Origin of the sequence: Tardiphaga sp. 42S5 (genome assembly GCF_034044155.1) — a bacterium.
Classification (GTDB): domain Bacteria; phylum Pseudomonadota; class Alphaproteobacteria; order Rhizobiales; family Xanthobacteraceae; genus Tardiphaga; species Tardiphaga robiniae.
This window is the reverse complement of sequence record NZ_CP139027.1, coordinates 1,507,133-1,522,623: the sequence shown is the minus strand read 5'-3', so window position 1 is coordinate 1,522,623 and position 15,491 is coordinate 1,507,133. Positions and strand designations below refer to the sequence as shown.

The window sequence follows — 15,491 nt, the reverse complement described above, 5'->3', positions numbered from 1 at the left end:
TCTTCGAAGACCTGGTAGACCTCGCTCACTCTCGCGGAGGCCGATTGCTGCGCGCAGACTCGTCGTAACCCTTGCGAGGGGTGTAGAATATGAGCGTGATCAGGCCGCACCCGGCCATGAGAACCAGTATGGCGGCAACTCCCATGATGATGTTGCCGTAGAGTGGCATTGACGGCGCCGCTCGCCATATCGATACGCAGTACCAGATTGCCCCAACGAGAAGAGCTGCCAGCACGGCGGCAACAAGCCATTGGTTCTTGCTGTGCACGGCTCCCTCCATCACTTGGGTAAAGGCTCGCGCAGTCTTCATGACAAATCTGCCGCGGATGAATTGGATTGTGAGAGGCGTTCCTAGTCCCACCGCCATCCGCAATGACGACGACCGCGATGCCACCAGCAAACCCAGCGACGCCTGCGCGGCCGTGGGCGACCCCAGCCGGCGGCAGGGCCCCACCCGGGAGTGGGCCCCCAACCTGGAGTGAATCCCCAGCCGGGAGCGGCGCCCCAACCGGGGGCGCTCGGTGGTCCCCATTGCCATCCGCATCGGCGACGACCGCGATCCCACCAGCAAACCCAGCGGCGCGCGCGCGGTGCCGGCCGACCCCGGCCCGGGCCAACTCCCCAGCCGGGCTCCCAACCGGGAGCAGGCTGCGGTCCCCACCACTGGGCTTGAGCCGCGAGGTCAGACGGTTTGCCGGCTAGACCCAGATCAGGTGGGACCGGCATCGCGTCCGCCGCCTCAATGAAACGAGTCCCGATGGTGCCGATCGCTGCGGCGGCAATGGCATTCTGAGCAAGTGCCAGGAAAGCTCGGCGGGTGGGAGTCTCCATCGTCATCTCCTCTTTAGTTACGCAGTCCTCCGCACGGATTGAACCGCATAGAGCAACCATGCCAGGCCATGCGAAATCAGGTCGATGCCAAGCAGGAATCCCAGCGCCCAGACGCTGACGGTGGGAAAACTGAACAGGATCAGAGCGCCGGCGAGCAATCCGAAGATGCCGGAGATCAGCATCATCCAGCCGTTCTGTCGCCAATGTGCGAAACTCAGCAAGCACCGAATGGCGCCTGACGCGAGCAGCACGGCGCCGAGGAAATAGGTCAGGATCAGGGCGCCGGACGCCGGCTGCGTGAGCAGCACGAGTCCGAAAGCGAGATAGAGCGCGCCGAGGATCATCTGCCAATGAAAGCCGCCCCATCCCTTGGTCCAGAACGCATGTATGATCTCAAACGCGCCGGCTGCGATTGCCGTCAGCCCGATCAGTTTGACGCTGATGATGGTCGCGAACGCGACGTCGCCGAGTGCGAAGATTCCGGCGGCGATCATCACGATGCCGAGTAGCGCGCAAACCCAGAGTGGAGGCGGACCCAGAGCGTCGATGTCGGACTGGCGATCATAGACTGTCATGCCAAGCTCCTGATCCGCGTGATGATCGGCAGGCTTTGGATGGTATCTTCCGATCGGCAATGTCGACATCCGACAAAACCCTGAGCGACGGGGCGGGAATGTCCCCATACTCCAACCGGAGTTGCGTCGATCCCGTGTGAGATCGCCGCCGCGAGTGAACGCCTGCCTCGCGAACCCAGCCGCCGCGACCTGGCCGAGGCCGACCACGTCTTCAGCGGCGGGACGTATACGGTCTACTCGCTTGTTCTTTCATCTCCCAGGTCCGATCGACCGGACGTGACGGCGCCGTGGAATGAAGTCCAGGTCCTTTTAGAGTGCGCAGGGCGTTGAGGATCACGGCAATGTCGATCCCTTCCTGGAGAAGGGCGCCGGCCACCGGCGTGATGTAACCGAACGCCGCCGCCACCATCGCGATACCCGAAAGACCGAGCCCCACGACGATACTTTGCAACGCGATGGAGCGAGTTCGCAGGGAGATGGAGAAGGCCTCGGCCACGCGGTCAAGCCGGTCCACGAGAATGACGACATCGGCAGCTTCCGATGAGGCGGTGGCGCCGCGAGCGCCCATCGCGATCCCCACGCTGGCTGCGGCAAGTGCCGGGGCATCATTGATACCGTCCCCGACCATCATGGTGGGCTGGCGAACCCGTTCGGCCTCGACCGCTGCGACTTTCTCGGCTGGGCTCTTGTCGGCGAGCGCATCATCCAGCTTGAGGGAAGCGGCAATCACATTGGCGGCTTCCGAATCGTCGCCGGTCACCATGATGATGCGCGATATGCCGGAAGCCCGAAGCCGTGCCAGCGCCGCCGGCGTATCCTCGCGGATAGCGTCGGCCATGAGGACGAATGCGGACAACCGCTCGTCGACGGAGAGATAGATGGCGAGGGCCGAACGATCATCTGCCGAAGCGGCTGCCGCCTTGGCCCAGCCGGGCAAGGCCGCGTCGCCAAGGACCAGCGTTCGCGATCCAGCGCGGATGCGCATGCCGTCGACGCTGCCTTCGATGCCGGAGCCGCGGAATTCGCGAATCTCGGTTGGATGGGACAAGGCCAGTCCCTTCCGGCGCGCAAGGTCGACCAGTGTCTCGGCCAGGACATGATGGGAAGCCTGTTCGAGAGAAGCCAGCAGCCGCAGGGCTTCGTCGGCGGCGAGGTCCGGCACGGTTTCCATGGTCGTGAGGCGTGCGCCGCCTTCTGTCAGTGTTCCGGTCTTGTCGAAGATGGCGGTGCGGACCTGAGCGAGCGCCTCAAGGGCCGCGCTCCCCTTCATGAGGATACCTGTCCGAGCTGCCCGCGATACACCGCCGATGAACGCAACCGGCGCGGCCAGGATCAATGGGCAGGGGGTGGCTACGACAAGGACTGCCAATGCCCGAATTTTGTCGCCCGACAGCCACCAAGCCGCGCCGGAAACGATGAGCGTGGCCGGAAGCAGGAAAAGTGCGAAGCGATCTGCAATGCGGATGAACGGCGTCTTCGCGGTTTGCGCTGCTTCGACCATTTTGATGATGCCGGCATAGGTACTTTGATCGGCGGCAGCCGAGGCACGAAAGCGAACTGCCTCGCCAGCATTGACCGTACCGCTTCTGAGCAGATCGTCACGGCTACGCGCGACCGGCAGGGGTTCGCCGGTGACCGCGGATTCGTCGATCGAAGCTCGAGCGTCCAGAAGGTGGCCATCCACCGGCAGAAGTTCCCCGGCCCGAACAAGCAATTCGTCTCCGACGGCGACGTTCTCAACGGCAATATCGGTCAGCTCGTCACCGATCCATTTGTGTGCCGTTCGGGGTGTCCGGTCCCTTAGCGATCTCAGGTCTCGTTCGGCCTTTCCGCGGGCGTAGGCTTCCAGCACGTTGCCGCCCGTATACATGATCGCGACAACGGCGCCGGCCAAGGGCTGGCCCATTGCAACAGCCGCTGACATCGAGACGAGGGCGATAGCATCGACCCCGAACCGGCCGATCAAGAAGTCGCGGATTATCGAGATCGTGAGTGCGATGATGACCGGAATGGTCGCTGCGCTCCAGATCAGGTCGGCTTCCACCTGAAAGTGGAGCAGCGGCAAGGTCAGCCCCGCGATCAGGCCAATGAGCGCAAGCGCTAAAAGGGTGAGGTGTATGGTTTTTTCGTTCATCTGCCTGAGCCCGTGGATGGAACAACAACTAAGCTGTGAATATTGAGCCCCGTCTGGCGGGCGAACAATACCTGCCCATCCCAATTTGCATCCTTCATGCCGTTGGTCCGCGAAACGAGATGCCAGCCATCAAGCGCCGCGGCCAGCGCGCTCCGCAGTGGAGCGAGCCTCACGCGCGAAAGGCGATCGATCTGTTGGTGAGACGGAACGATGAGCGGGACGCCTGGCAACCAACGCTCGGACAATCTTCCACAGCAGTGATAGCCAGAGCCGTCAAAATGACCCGAACACCGTACCCAGTATCAAGACCGCAACGAGTGCGATAATGCAACTGACGATTACGGTCATCACCATGTCGAGATAGCTTTCACGGTGAGTGAGGCCGCTGATCTGCAATAACAGCAACACCGTGCCATTGTGCGGGAGCGCGTCCAGGGTACCCGCGCTCATCGTTGTTATACGATGCATCAATTCGGGATCGATGTGATGCTCAGAGGCAAGGCGCATGAAGTCGCTGCCGAATGCATTGAGCACAATTGCCATGCCGCCAGAAGCAGTGCCGGTGAGCCCCGCCAGCACATTCATGGAGAGAGCCAATGAGACCAGTGGTCCTCCCTGAACGGAGAATACCGCATCGCGAACCAGCGCAAATGCCGGCACTGCGGCAACGACTGCGCCGAAGCCGACAAGACTGGCGATCATCAGCATCGGCAAGGCGGCAGAATTCGCACCGGCGTCGAGACTTTCGCGAGGAGATGGCAGGCGTCGAAAGTTGATGAGAATGACGGTCAAGTTTGCCAACGCGAGAGCCACCAAGACCGACCAGACACCGGACACGGCCCCGATGGAAGTACCGCCCCACTGAGGCTCGGACAGGAACGAAAAATCAAGCCGCGGGAATACGACAAGCGACATCAAGAAATTCGTGACGATAACGACGACGAGGGGCAGCACGGCCAGGGCGAAGGGAGGTCCGCTCTCGGCCGCCTTGCCATGCGGCAACTCGGCCGGATCGAAGTCGCCTGCCGGCGCCGCCTGCTCGCGAACCATCTCGCTGACGACAGGAGCGGTTGCCGCTTCGCCATGGTAACCCTCACCAGTCTTGCGCGCGACCGCTTCGGTACGGCCAAGCCACCACATGCCGAAAACGAGGATGACAGCCGACGCAATGATACTCAGTCCGGGGGCCGCGAAGGTGGTGGTGCCGAAGTACGGCATTGGAATGGCGTTGTTGACCGAAGGGGTACCCGGCATCACCGACATGGTGAACGTGAATGCACCGAGACCGACGGCTGCCGGTATCAACCGGCGCGGGATGTTCGCGGCCCGGAACATCTCGTGGGCCAGGGGTGCCAGCACAAAGAATGCGACGAACACACTCACGCCGCCGTAGGTCACAATAGCCGATGCGGCCACCACCGCGAGCATCGTGCGGCCGGCTCCCAACTTCTTGGTCAAATACTGCGCGATGGCGCTGACCGAACCGGTATCGCCCATGAGCTTTCCGAACAACCCGCCGAGCAGAAACAAGGGGAACCACTGCGCTACGAACCGCGCCGCCCCGCTCATGAACGTCTGCGTCCAGTGGGCCAGCGGTGGCTCGCCCGAGAACACGGCCACGATGAGCGCCGCCAGTGGAGAGACCAGCAGAATGCTCCAGCCCCGGTACGCGAGCCACATCAGCAGGGCGAGACCGAGCAATATCCCAATGAGTCCCATGGTTCAGGCCTCCGCTAGTAACGGCTTGAGATCTGCGAACCGGTGACGTCCGCGCACGTCCCCGCGCATTGCGAAACTTTGGTCGTCCATGCAGGCCTCCCAAGAATGCCGATCTAGGTCGTGCCCGCTGTTGCGGCATCGCCTGCACCAATCGAGGTCGGCTCGAAACATCGGCGTGGAAGAAGGAAGATCCATGTAACAAGCACGAAAGGCGCGGTCAGCGCAGGGATGGCGAACGGCGTCAACGCAACGTTCAGCGCTGACTGGACGATCACCGTGAACACGGTGGCGACGATCGTGTAGGCGACGACGCGCCACTTCGGCTGATAGAAGACGGTACCGAGTGCGATGGCCGTCAGTACCGGGCTGAATCCGAGGAGACCGCCGGTGATCAGGTCGCTCTCGGCGCCGAAAAGATGGGCCGTCAGCACAGCCAATATCGCACCTCCGAGAGCGAAGGCGGCGGCTGACAACGAACTCACAGCGAGCCCCACAAGCAGGAGCAGCGCCGCGATGCTGCTGGCTTTCAGGAAGACCTGCGAGATGCTCAGGAACACTCCCTGCACAAGGTCAATCAGCTGGAGCGGGTTTCCCTGGTAGGGCTGGAATGCGGTAACAATGTTGCCGGTCGGCAGTGCTGCTCCCGCGAGGCCGGAAAATCCATATGTGGCCAACAGGAGAAGCCACGTTGTGAGCACGAACGGAAATGTGAGAGCGCCACCCCATGGCTTGACGACGTTGGTTGTCCCCAGCATCACGACGACGGATACTGCTCCTCCCAATATCACATACACCCAGAGCAGCGGCCCGGGAGCCAGGAACGTCGCCAGCGCAAGGCCGACGAGGATGCCATTAAAGCCATAGAGCCCGGCATGGAGCGCCTCGGTATCGACGTGAAGCCATTGGGCCGTCAAGTTTGCCACGACGACAGCGACGACGCCGGCGATTGCCACCTGAGGGACGCAAGCTGCGTATGAACCCCAGGCGATCGCGGCGAGAAAGAGAAGCCCGGTGAGTGGGTTGTTCTGAAACATGACTTGCCCGATGCTGCGTAAATTGATGTCAAGGAACCGCAATACACTCGACCAGGCGGAGAGGCTTTCCCACTTTGACAAGATCTTTTCCATTCCGGCCTCCTCGAACGTGTCGACACCCGCTGCAGATCACCTGTTGCTATCGTCGATCCGCTAACGCCATAGATAGGGCGGAGGTAGCTCGGCGCCGACGACCTCCTTTCGCACCACTCCCCAGAACTCGCGTACTTTAGCCTTCACTTGCGCGGTTTCGCGGCCCAACACCTTGAAGATCAGCCCGGCATCATTGGGCAAACGACAAGCCCCGAACGCCATGCCTTCCGCACGATTCACATCGGCCAAGACACGATCGTGGATACGTTCAACTTTGTTTTTGGGGGCGCACAGGATCACGTTGGCGAACACGTCAAAGGAGTCCATCACGCCAGTCTGCCGCATCACATATCGCCGCGGCTCGATGACCAGCTTCTCCGCAAATAGGGGACGACCATCGGGGCGCGCGGCTGCCGTCGATATCGAGAACACGGTTGCTCCGAAACACTCATCCGGATGATGGTGCTTTCGGCCGGGTTGAATGATTTCCGAAAGAAGCAATGTGGCCGATGGAGCGATGGAGATTTGTGTGTCGCTGATAAACCGTGAGTGCCGGTGCGGAATCACGGGATCGGGAAGAAACTCCAAATATGCGTCATCCGCGAGCGTAATAGTCTGGCTTTGCGCGGCATAATTGGCGTCCATCGCATGGATCTTGGTCGCTGACTGGGAGGTGATGTGCGCTTGTGCGCGCGGACGAAGGGTGACGTCCAGAGCGAGCCTGTCCCCCTGTAGCAAGCAGCCAGTGGTGGTGATCAGGAACACGTAGGCCAAACCTGGCATTTGTTCGTCGCAATGCAACGCGCGCTGCACCATGTAGGGAGCGCGGCGTTCCAGATTTGCCAGGATCGTTGTACCGGAGCGGCGCTCGAAGCCCAGACGGAGGAAGCCCGTCTTTCCCACAGTGCCGCTGCTCATCTGCGGTGGCTCATCCTGGAACGCGGCGAATTCAGGCACCGATGCGCCGAGCGTTTCGGCGCGTGTCCAGGGAGGAAATGCCGCCGGTATCATGCGGAACGCCGCGCGCGCGGGGTGATATCGAACAGAAATTCCCGCTCGATCAGCGCGACCAGTTCCGGAATGCCTTCCCCCGTTTTGCAGTTCGTGAACAGGAACGGCTTGCTACCGCGCATCATCCGCGAATCCTGCTTCATCACGTCAAGGCTAGCCCCGACATAGGGGGCAAGGTCTGTTTTATTGATCACCAAGACGTCGGAATACGTGATCCCGGGTCCGTTCTTGCGAGGGATCTTATCACCCGCGGCGACGTCGATTACATAAATGAAGTAGTCCACCAGCGCTGGCGAAAAGGTTAGCGTCAGATTATCGCCCCCGCTTTCGATCAGCACGACGTCGCTATCCGGAAAGCGCCGTTCCATGTCCTCGACCGCAGCGAGGTTCATGCTTGGGTCTTCGCGCACCGCCGTATGGGGGCAGGCACCCGTCTCCACTCCGAGAATGCGTTCCTGGAGCAGAATACCCTTGAGGGTACGCTGAACATGCTTGGCGTCTTCGGTCGTTACCACGTCATTGGTGATGATGAGCACCTTGATGCCGAGGTCGAGGAAGCGTGGTGTAATGGCTTCGACAATCGCGGTCTTGCCTGACCCGACAGGGCCGCCGATGCCGATGCGCGTGATATTCTTCGACATCCGAAGCTCCCTTCAACATCAGCTCATGAACAACCGCACATGCGCCCGGGTATGAACGGCGGCCAGAATGTCCGTCAGCGGTGCAAAACCTGCCATGTCTGAAAGTCGCGCCGCCGCGGCGGTCTCGTACATCCCTGCCGCTTGTCCGGTGAACTCGTAGAGAATCGCCTGCGTATCGATGTGACTGACTTTCATCAACCGCAGGGCCGCACCGAGGATCGTTGTCGCCACGCCATACTGGTGCACGACAAATGCCTGGCGGGCAGGCAGATTCTGCGTGGCAAAATTGATCGCCAGAGCTATCGGGTAGCAACCGGGGGTAACGGACTTTTCGATGCGTTCACGCCAGATGCGAAGCAGCGGCGCGCCCACCACCGCCACACCCATCTCGGTGAACTTCTTGCCCATGCGAACCGACATTGTCCGCGCTTCGTCTGAAAGCTTGCGCGCGTATACCTGCGCATCGATTCGGGCGAGGGTATCGACGTCGCCGGCAGTTGCCGCGCGGTGCGCGGCTATTAGCGCGATGCAGTCGCCGCGCGCCGCCTGCTCTAACGCCGTGCGCGCGAACGCTCGAAGCGTTGCCGCGTTGATAACGACGCCTTCCTGAATGGCGGATTCCAAGCCGGAAGAAAACGCAAACCCGCCGATGGGAAACATCGAGTCGCCAAATTGCAGCATCCGCGAGAGAAATGCGGCGCTGCTCGATGCCTCAACGCCATCATTCGCGATGGTCATGTGCGGACCCCGCCGTTGCCGGTGATGTTTGTCCCTGAGTTCCCGAATGGGCATGGACACGCATCGGCGGATGTTCGTAGGCTCGTCCGTCCTCGGACTCGATACCAAAATAACTCTCGTGCATGTGGGAGTGCACCGGTCCTTCCGCGCCACCGAAGAGCCGCCGCGATTCATGTGGAGCGAGGTAGGGAATAACATCTCGGCCGGGTACGAACTCGTAGCGGATTCCCTCAAAACGATGCGTATTCATGACGGACGCCATCACCTTGCGATCGACGGTGAGCGGGACATAGACGACTGTGTCCTTGACCAGCGCTGGCCAATGCTGGTTTCCCATCGCGTGTCCCAGTTCAACGCATGTCCGCATTGCCACGTCGCGGGTGAGGCTCATGAGCTCGTCCAGATGTACGATCATCACGTCACGCAACTCGATGCGCGCGACAAGTGCCGAGAGCGCCTGGGCATCCCAGAGCAGCACGTCTCCATCGCGGATATGGGTGCCACGGTCGATCGAGACTGCGATCTCCACACCCTTTGCAGTCGTCTTGCGGAAGCGGCTCTTCTGCGCTTCCCACTGGTCGATCTCCAGTAAGTCCGTGTTCGCAGCGGACAAGCGCTCGGCCCATTCGCTATCGCCGATGTTGCCCAGAACGGCCTCGATGAGAATCATGGCGACGCCTTAACTGAAGAAATACTTCTGGTTTAGCGAGACCGTCGTCAAAGGTTGCACGGTCGCGTGCTTGCCGTCGACGGTAACGGCGAAAGTTTCCGGACTGACTTCAATTTTCGGGGTTCCGGCATTCCTGACCATATCGCGCTTGCCGATTTTGCGCACGTTTCGGACCGGCATCACCTGCCGGCGCAGCCCCAGCCGCTCCTTGATTCCGGCAGCATGAGCGACGCCGGAGACGAATGTGATGCAGTTGGCCGCCAACGCATCACCGTAGGCCCCGAACATGGGCCGATAGTAGGTCGGCTGCGGCGTCGGCAGCGACGCGTTTGGATCACCCATCACCGCCCAGCTTATGAAGCCGTTCTTGATGATGAGCTTGGGCTTGGCGCCGAAGAACGCCGGCTCCCAGAGGACGAGGTCGGCGATCTTTCCGACCTCGACCGAGCCCAGCACGTCGGCGATACCGTGCGTGATCGCCGGGTTGATGGTGATCTTCGCCACGTAGCGCAGCACCCGGAAATTGTCGTTGCCGGGAGCGTCCTCCGGCAGCTTGCCGCGCCCGGTCTTCATCGCATCGGCGGTCTGGATGCAACGCAGCCAGCATTCCCCGATGCGTCCCATGGCCTGGGAATCGCTCGAGAACATCGAGATTACGCCGAGATCCTGAAGGACGTTTTCCGCGGCGATGGTTTCAGCGCGGATGCGGCTTTCAGTGAACGCAACATCCGACGGGATGTCCGGGCTAAGGTGGTGACACACCATGATCATGTCATAGAGCTCCGCCTGCGAATTGATGCCGTAGGGGAGCGTGGGGTTGGTCGAAGATGGCAAGACGTTGGGCAGGCCGGCGATCTTGATGATGTCAGGCGCGTGGCCGCCGCCGGACCCTTCGGTATGGAACGAATGGACTGTCCGACCCTCAAACGCCTCGATCGAGTCGTCGACGAAGCCGGATTCGTTCAGCGTGTCGGTATGGATGCACACTTGAGTGTCGGTCTCGTCTGCGACTGTCAGCGCGGAGCGAAGCACCGCCGGGGTGGTGCCCCAGTCTTCGTGACATTTCACGCCGACCGCGCCGGCCTCGATCTGTTCAACCAGGGCCGCCTTGCCGTGTCCGTGGCCCTTGCCGAGAATGCCGACATTGAGCGGCCAGTTTTCGAATGCGCGTAACATCATGCTGATGTTTCCGGGACCAGACGTGACTGTCGTCGCGTATGAGCCGTCAGAAGGACCGGTACCGCCACCGATTAATGTCGTTGTGCCGTTTGAGAGCGCGGCCTCCGCCTGCTGCGGAGAAATGAAATGAATGTGTGTGTCGATCCCGGCAGCCGTCAGGATCAGATGCGAGCCTGAGATAGCATCGGTGGCGAGGCCGATCTCCAGGCCAGGTGTGACCCGATCCATCGTCTGCGGATTGCCGGCCTTGCCGATTGCGCTGATACGACCGTCCTTGATTCCCACATCTGCTTTCACGACGCCCAGCACCGCGTCGATCACGGTCACGTTGGTGATCACCAGATCGGGAGCACCGCCTGCCCGCGTTACCTGGTTGTCCATGCCCATGCCCTCACGCATGCTCTTGCCGCCGCCGAAGACGAGCTCGTCGCCGTAGCCGCCGCGTAAATCGCGCTCGATTTCGACAAACAAGCCCGTATCGCCCAAGCGGATGCGGTCGCCCGTCGTTGGGCCGAACAGGCCGACATATTCTTGTCGAGACATCGTAGGCATGGTGGCCTCATTCAAGATTTCTTTCGACGCGACCTCACGACTTAAATCGAGCGGAAGCCTCGCTTCGCTGCCTCTGCCACCGCCCTGGATTTGACTGTGGCGGCGTCCTTGCCTGCGGTAGGACCATCAACGAGATTGTTGAAGCCATAGACGGCGCGCTTGCCGCCATAGGGAACGAGCTGAATCTCGCGTTCGTCACCGGGCTCAAATCGCGTTGCCGTCGATGACGGAATGTTCAGGCGCAACCCGAAGGCCGCTGCGCGATCGAATTCCAGCGCACGATTGACTTCGAAAAAATGGAAGTGCGATCCGACCTGTATCGGACGGTCACCCGCATTGCGCACCTTGAGCGTCGTCACCGGACGATCGGTATCGAATGTGATCGCTGCTGAACTGCATACGTAGCCGCCGACCGGCACAGCCTCTGTCGCGGGGTCGACATTCTTGGCAACAGCGGGACCCACTTTTGGTCCGGCCATGTTCGCCTCCTGTCATGCACTTACTGGACGGGCGTGTGCACCGTCACCAGGCGGCTGCCGTCGGTGAACACCGCCTCGACCTGCACCATTGGAATAAGATCAGCGACGCCATCCATCACATCAGCCTTGGTGAGGGCGGTGCGCGCCTCCTTGGTGACGTCTTCGATTGTTTTCCCGGCACGTGCGCCATCGAGGGCGACCGCTGAGATGACAGCGACGGCTTCAGGATAATTGAGCTTGAGACCCTTGGCTCTTCGCCTTAACGCGACATCTGCCATCATGTAGATGAGCAGCTTGTCGAACTCTCTCGGAGTGAGCTGCATGCAATCCTCCGGCCCTGCTGGCTTGCTTTACTTAGGAAAAGCAGGAGCAGGACTGAGCTAAATGGTCGTCGGTGCCACGGAGCGTTGGAATCTCCGTGCAACGACATTTGCTACGACAGTAGGTCCCACAACTGGATCGCGTCAATCAGGATTTCCCCCCGATCTTCCATCGGAATCGCCCTGATGGAGCAGTTGTCGCGGGCGGACGTATGGTCGAGAGTGATCGGCGCGAAAGATTCTTGGCTCCGATGCTATCTTGAAACGTGTGAAATGACCGGAGCCGCCCTGAACGTCGTGTCCTTCCTCATTCTCGGCTTCTTCCTCGGGATGCGGCATGCGACCGACGCTGACCACGTGGTCGCCATTGCGACGGTTGTCAGCCGCGAACGCAGCGTGGCGGGCTCGGTGCTGATCGGCGCCGCCTGGGGCGTCGGGCATACCGTCACGGTCATGGCGGTCGGCGCGGCAATCATCGTGTTTGGGGTCGTCATTCCGCCGCGGCTCGGCATGTCGATGGAATTTGCCGTCGGCATCATGCTCGTCCTGCTCGGCGTGCTCACCTTGACAGGCATGGGCCGCGCGGCAGGCGCCGCACATGCGCATGCGAGTATTCCCGGCGTGCACGAGCTCGATGTCCACGACCACCTCCATACGCATGGCGACTACTTGCACCGGCACACGCACGGGCACGGCCCCGGCGCGCACGGGCACGCCGACGAGCACACGCCGCTGATGCGGCTCGATCGCAGTGGGCTCGGCCGGATCGCGGTCTATGACTGGCTGCGACCCTTCGTGGTCGGCCTCGTGCACGGTCTTGCCGGATCAGCTGCCGTCGCCCTGATGATCCTGTCGATCATCCGCGAACCTGTCGCCGCGCTCGGCTATCTGCTGCTGTTCGGGCTCGGTACGATCATCGGAATGATGCTCATCACACTGATCCTGTCGGCGCCGTTTGCGTTCACGGCTATCAATCTGCCCAAATTCAACTGGCGGCTCCGTGTGGCATCGGGCTTGGTCAGTTTCTCCTTCGGGGTGGTTCTGATCTACGGCATCGGCTTTGCGGAGGGCGGCCTGTTCACCGACGCGCCGATCTGGGAACCCCATTGACCCGGCGTACGGCTTGCCTCCCGTCTGCCGCGAGACGCTGCCGCTTAGCGCCATCGCCATCCGCAATGCCGACCACCGCGGTGCCACCAGCAAACCCATCGACGCTGGCGCGTTGGCAAAGTAGCCTGCCAATCCTGAACGTATCGGCGTAGGCGGGTGAGGCGACATTGCAAACCAGGGCAAATGTGCTTATGGCTCCAAGATCCCGCATTATCCGCATTCAGACTTCCGCTTAAGTCTTCGGGCTATCTCGCGGCCGCGCGGGCCGGGAGCCTAAAGCCGGAACGCTATGCCGAGACCGACTATGCCGACTATGCTTCCCTATCACTCGCGCGTGGTGGCGATGCCGGTCGTTCTACGCGCCGACCGGAAGAGCTTGTATGAACTTCCTGCCTGGTGGGTTTGCCTAAACACGAAGACGCCGACTCCCATAGTGCGGATGTCTTCCGCCGCGATGACGCCAGTACCGGTGTTTGTTCGGAGTCATATTTGTATTTGGGGTCGCGCTTTTTGGCACAGATGTGCCGGTGTCCTTTGCGGACACGCCTGTGTCCTTCGTCTGAGCCAAGGACAGAGTTGAAGATGCGGCAGTCGCGACCAATGCACCAATGATCAAAGCGCCACATACAGCCCGAATATTCATGCTCGCCTCCATGTGCCCAAAGATCAAAATTCAATCGATGCCAACGCGTGCCGGAGGCGCAAGCGCCGGCGATCATGGCCTCCGCAGCGCACTCAAAGAGAGTTTCTGATCGACCTCGCTCGATGGAGGAGATTCTATGGGCTTCCACTCGAATAGAGGGAGCCAGAACAAACTGTAACAGTCGCGGGATGCCAGCCTGGCAAAGACATCAGCTGCACCTGGGCTTCTCGCATCCCGCGAGAAGCCCAGGTGCATGTGTTACGCTGGGCTCTCCGGTTCCGAAGCTGTTGCCGTCGCTTTGGCCAAGGCCTCACGGAGCACCTTCTCTTTGGAATCGTCTAGAGATGTTCTTAGTACGGTGCCACCGGCGTCTTGAATTTCCTTGAGTACCTTGTCTGCAGTCATTTGCTGCACCAGCACGAATAGCGCGGCTTTACCGGGCTGAAGAGTTTCGGAAATCTCCTTCATAAATGCGTCATTGATGCCATAGTCCGTCAGCGCTCCACCAACAGCGCCAGAGGCGGCGCCCAAGGCGACACCAATTAATGGATTGAGAAAAAGGAGCCCCACTAACAATCCCCAAAAGCTGCCTGACGCAGCACCAGCTGCCGTCGTATTAACGAGTTGGTTCAACTTGACAGGACCTGCTTCGGTTTTGACGGCAATGACAGCATCACTGAACTTTATCAGATATTCTCGTTGAAGCTTGAAAAGTCGCGCACGGACCTCCTCGGCTTTTGCTTCGGACGGATAAACGATCGCAATAAGATCGGACATCTGAGTACTCCTCGTTAGTTCAGTGGAGTTGCCGTGATCAGTCGATCAACTTTGTCTGCCTTTCCGCGTGATGTCTGCGCTTTGCATTATCCGTGCGTCGAGTAGTACGATATCGCCAACGGCGCCTCCCACGCCTATTACTGCGGCCACCGAGCGCCTGTGGACCGGAAGCCGCAATGAGGCCCGAACTCTGTGCAAGTGCAGGCGACCTGCGTTATTTTTGCGGTCACAACCAATAAAAACCGCGGAGATGGAGTCTGCCCGTCCGTCGCTCGTCAACCTTCACCGCATTTCGACGACCGCGGCCATCAGGAAAAACCCCTGAAGCTCGGTGGAAATTACGGACTACGGCTTGGAGAGATGTTGCTTGAGCCGCGCGATCTCGTCCGGGGACCAGCCGCGAACATCCGTCACCTCGATCCACGCGTCAATGTAGTGCGCCGGGGCGTAGACGTGGCCGTGGCCGATCGGTGCTGCGGTCGCCATGAACTTGTCCGCCACCAGTTGAAGAAAAGTTACGACCGGGTACCACCGCAATTGCGGCGATACGTCCGGGCCGCGCGGCAGCGTCATCCAATCTGGTTTGCAATAGAGGCTGCGGTACTCGAAAAAGGTCACGGGGTCACTTGCATATTGGAGGTAGACAACCCGCATCTGCCCCCAAGAGGCATTCGGAGCCGAGAGTGGGGCGGCGTATCCGTCCTGGTTCATGAGCCGGACCAACGATCCGTAGCGGAACCCGGGAAGCCGTGTAATTCGATTACATCGAGCCAGGGCCGCGGGACCCGCAGTCGGTTCTTCAGCGCATGCTTGAAATACTCGGCCGCGATGAGGTAATCGCCGCTCAACAGCGTTTGCAGAAGGGCTATGGCGAATTGAGGATCGTGAAATGAAGCGCCGGTCATTGAGCGAGCGTCTCGTATCGCGACGTGAAACGCTTCGACTTAACGATGGGTTTGTCCGTGAGACATTCAACCGAGGGCGC

Annotated in this window: 15 protein-coding genes; 1 reads left to right on the top strand and 14 read right to left on the bottom strand. The window is 60.7% G+C overall.

Features of this window, described 5'->3' with window-relative positions; genetic code table 11:
- Positions 1–25: 25 nt before the first annotated feature.
- From SFY93_RS07100 to SFY93_RS07045, 12 genes are all read right to left on the bottom strand, one after another.
- A complete protein-coding gene (locus tag SFY93_RS07100) occupies positions 26–310 on the bottom strand; it encodes a hypothetical protein (RefSeq protein WP_320446552.1) in 285 nt (94 codons plus the stop codon).
- Between the two features lie 538 nt (positions 311–848).
- Positions 849–1,406: an HdeD family acid-resistance protein gene (locus SFY93_RS07095; protein WP_320446551.1), complete on the bottom strand. Its 558-nt coding sequence runs from the start codon at positions 1,404–1,406 to the stop codon at positions 849–851.
- A 211-nt stretch (positions 1,407–1,617) separates the two neighbouring features.
- Positions 1,618–3,540: a heavy metal translocating P-type ATPase gene (locus tag SFY93_RS07090; protein ID WP_320446550.1), complete on the bottom strand. Its 1,923-nt coding sequence runs from the start codon at positions 3,538–3,540 to the stop codon at positions 1,618–1,620.
- A gap of 273 nt (positions 3,541–3,813) precedes the next feature.
- Complete coding sequence (locus SFY93_RS07085; protein WP_320446549.1) at positions 3,814–5,259, bottom strand: GntP family permease; 1,446 nt, start codon at positions 5,257–5,259, stop codon at positions 3,814–3,816.
- A 113-nt stretch (positions 5,260–5,372) separates the two neighbouring features.
- A complete protein-coding gene (gene yut, locus SFY93_RS07080) occupies positions 5,373–6,386 on the bottom strand; it encodes an urea transporter (protein WP_320446548.1) in 1,014 nt (337 codons plus the stop codon).
- Positions 6,387–6,446: 60 nt separating this feature from the next.
- Complete coding sequence (locus SFY93_RS07075; protein ID WP_320446547.1) at positions 6,447–7,397, bottom strand: urease accessory protein UreD; 951 nt, start codon at positions 7,395–7,397, stop codon at positions 6,447–6,449.
- A complete protein-coding gene (gene ureG, locus SFY93_RS07070) occupies positions 7,394–8,038 on the bottom strand; it encodes an urease accessory protein UreG (protein WP_320446546.1) in 645 nt (214 codons plus the stop codon). The genes SFY93_RS07075 and ureG overlap by 4 nt, the downstream gene beginning before the upstream one ends.
- Before the next feature lie 18 nt (positions 8,039–8,056).
- Positions 8,057–8,776, bottom strand: a complete 720-nt coding sequence (locus SFY93_RS07065) for an urease accessory protein UreF (protein WP_320446545.1) — start codon at positions 8,774–8,776, stop codon at positions 8,057–8,059.
- On the bottom strand, positions 8,760–9,446 hold the full coding sequence (gene ureE, locus SFY93_RS07060) for an urease accessory protein UreE (protein ID WP_320446544.1): 687 nt from the start codon (positions 9,444–9,446) through the stop codon (positions 8,760–8,762). Before ureE ends, SFY93_RS07065 begins: the two co-directional genes overlap by 17 nt.
- 9 nt (positions 9,447–9,455) lie before the next feature.
- Positions 9,456–11,177: an urease subunit alpha gene (locus SFY93_RS07055; protein WP_320447714.1), complete on the bottom strand. Its 1,722-nt coding sequence runs from the start codon at positions 11,175–11,177 to the stop codon at positions 9,456–9,458.
- A 41-nt stretch (positions 11,178–11,218) separates the two neighbouring features.
- The gene (locus SFY93_RS07050) at positions 11,219–11,656 is read right to left on the bottom strand and encodes an urease subunit beta (RefSeq protein WP_320446543.1); all 438 of its coding nucleotides are present in this window, start codon (positions 11,654–11,656) and stop codon (positions 11,219–11,221) included.
- A 20-nt stretch (positions 11,657–11,676) separates the two neighbouring features.
- A complete protein-coding gene (locus SFY93_RS07045) occupies positions 11,677–11,979 on the bottom strand; it encodes an urease subunit gamma (RefSeq protein ID WP_320446542.1) in 303 nt (100 codons plus the stop codon).
- A 183-nt stretch (positions 11,980–12,162) separates the two neighbouring features.
- On the opposite strand from SFY93_RS07045, the gene SFY93_RS07040 reads away from it, so the two are divergent.
- A complete protein-coding gene (locus SFY93_RS07040) occupies positions 12,163–13,086 on the top strand; it encodes a hypothetical protein (protein ID WP_320446541.1) in 924 nt (307 codons plus the stop codon).
- Positions 13,087–13,987: 901 nt separating this feature from the next.
- Here SFY93_RS07040 and SFY93_RS07035 read toward each other — a convergent pair.
- Both SFY93_RS07035 and SFY93_RS29665 read right to left on the bottom strand, forming a co-directional pair.
- The gene (locus SFY93_RS07035) at positions 13,988–14,506 is read right to left on the bottom strand and encodes a DUF1269 domain-containing protein (RefSeq protein WP_320446540.1); all 519 of its coding nucleotides are present in this window, start codon (positions 14,504–14,506) and stop codon (positions 13,988–13,990) included.
- A 345-nt stretch (positions 14,507–14,851) separates the two neighbouring features.
- Positions 14,852–15,481: an alpha/beta-hydrolase family protein gene (locus tag SFY93_RS29665; protein ID WP_414717134.1), complete on the bottom strand. Its 630-nt coding sequence runs from the start codon at positions 15,479–15,481 to the stop codon at positions 14,852–14,854.
- Between the last annotated feature and the right edge of the window lie 10 nt (positions 15,482–15,491).

Bases quoted from the DNA above. Each gene is read 5' to 3' on its own strand.
- SFY93_RS07090 (WP_320446550.1), bottom strand. From the start codon at position 3,540: ATGAACGAAAAAACCATACACCTCACCCTTTTAGCGCTTGCGCTCATT.
- SFY93_RS07095 (WP_320446551.1), bottom strand. From the start codon at position 1,406: ATGACAGTCTATGATCGCCAGTCCGACATCGACGCTCTGGGTCCGCCT.
- SFY93_RS07035 (WP_320446540.1), bottom strand. From the start codon at position 14,506: ATGTCCGATCTTATTGCGATCGTTTATCCGTCCGAAGCAAAAGCCGAG.
- SFY93_RS07085 (WP_320446549.1), bottom strand. From the start codon at position 5,259: ATGGGACTCATTGGGATATTGCTCGGTCTCGCCCTGCTGATGTGGCTC.
- SFY93_RS07045 (WP_320446542.1), bottom strand. From the start codon at position 11,979: ATGCAGCTCACTCCGAGAGAGTTCGACAAGCTGCTCATCTACATGATG.
- ureG (WP_320446546.1), bottom strand. From the start codon at position 8,038: ATGTCGAAGAATATCACGCGCATCGGCATCGGCGGCCCTGTCGGGTCA.
- SFY93_RS07075 (WP_320446547.1), bottom strand. From the start codon at position 7,397: ATGATACCGGCGGCATTTCCTCCCTGGACACGCGCCGAAACGCTCGGC.
- SFY93_RS07050 (WP_320446543.1), bottom strand. From the start codon at position 11,656: ATGGCCGGACCAAAAGTGGGTCCCGCTGTTGCCAAGAATGTCGACCCC.
- ureE (WP_320446544.1), bottom strand. From the start codon at position 9,446: ATGATTCTCATCGAGGCCGTTCTGGGCAACATCGGCGATAGCGAATGG.
- SFY93_RS07065 (WP_320446545.1), bottom strand. From the start codon at position 8,776: ATGACCATCGCGAATGATGGCGTTGAGGCATCGAGCAGCGCCGCATTT.
- SFY93_RS07100 (WP_320446552.1), bottom strand. From the start codon at position 310: ATGAAGACTGCGCGAGCCTTTACCCAAGTGATGGAGGGAGCCGTGCAC.
- yut (WP_320446548.1), bottom strand. From the start codon at position 6,386: ATGGAAAAGATCTTGTCAAAGTGGGAAAGCCTCTCCGCCTGGTCGAGT.
- SFY93_RS07055 (WP_320447714.1), bottom strand. From the start codon at position 11,177: ATGCCTACGATGTCTCGACAAGAATATGTCGGCCTGTTCGGCCCAACG.
- SFY93_RS07040 (WP_320446541.1), top strand. From the start codon at position 12,163: ATGGAGCAGTTGTCGCGGGCGGACGTATGGTCGAGAGTGATCGGCGCG.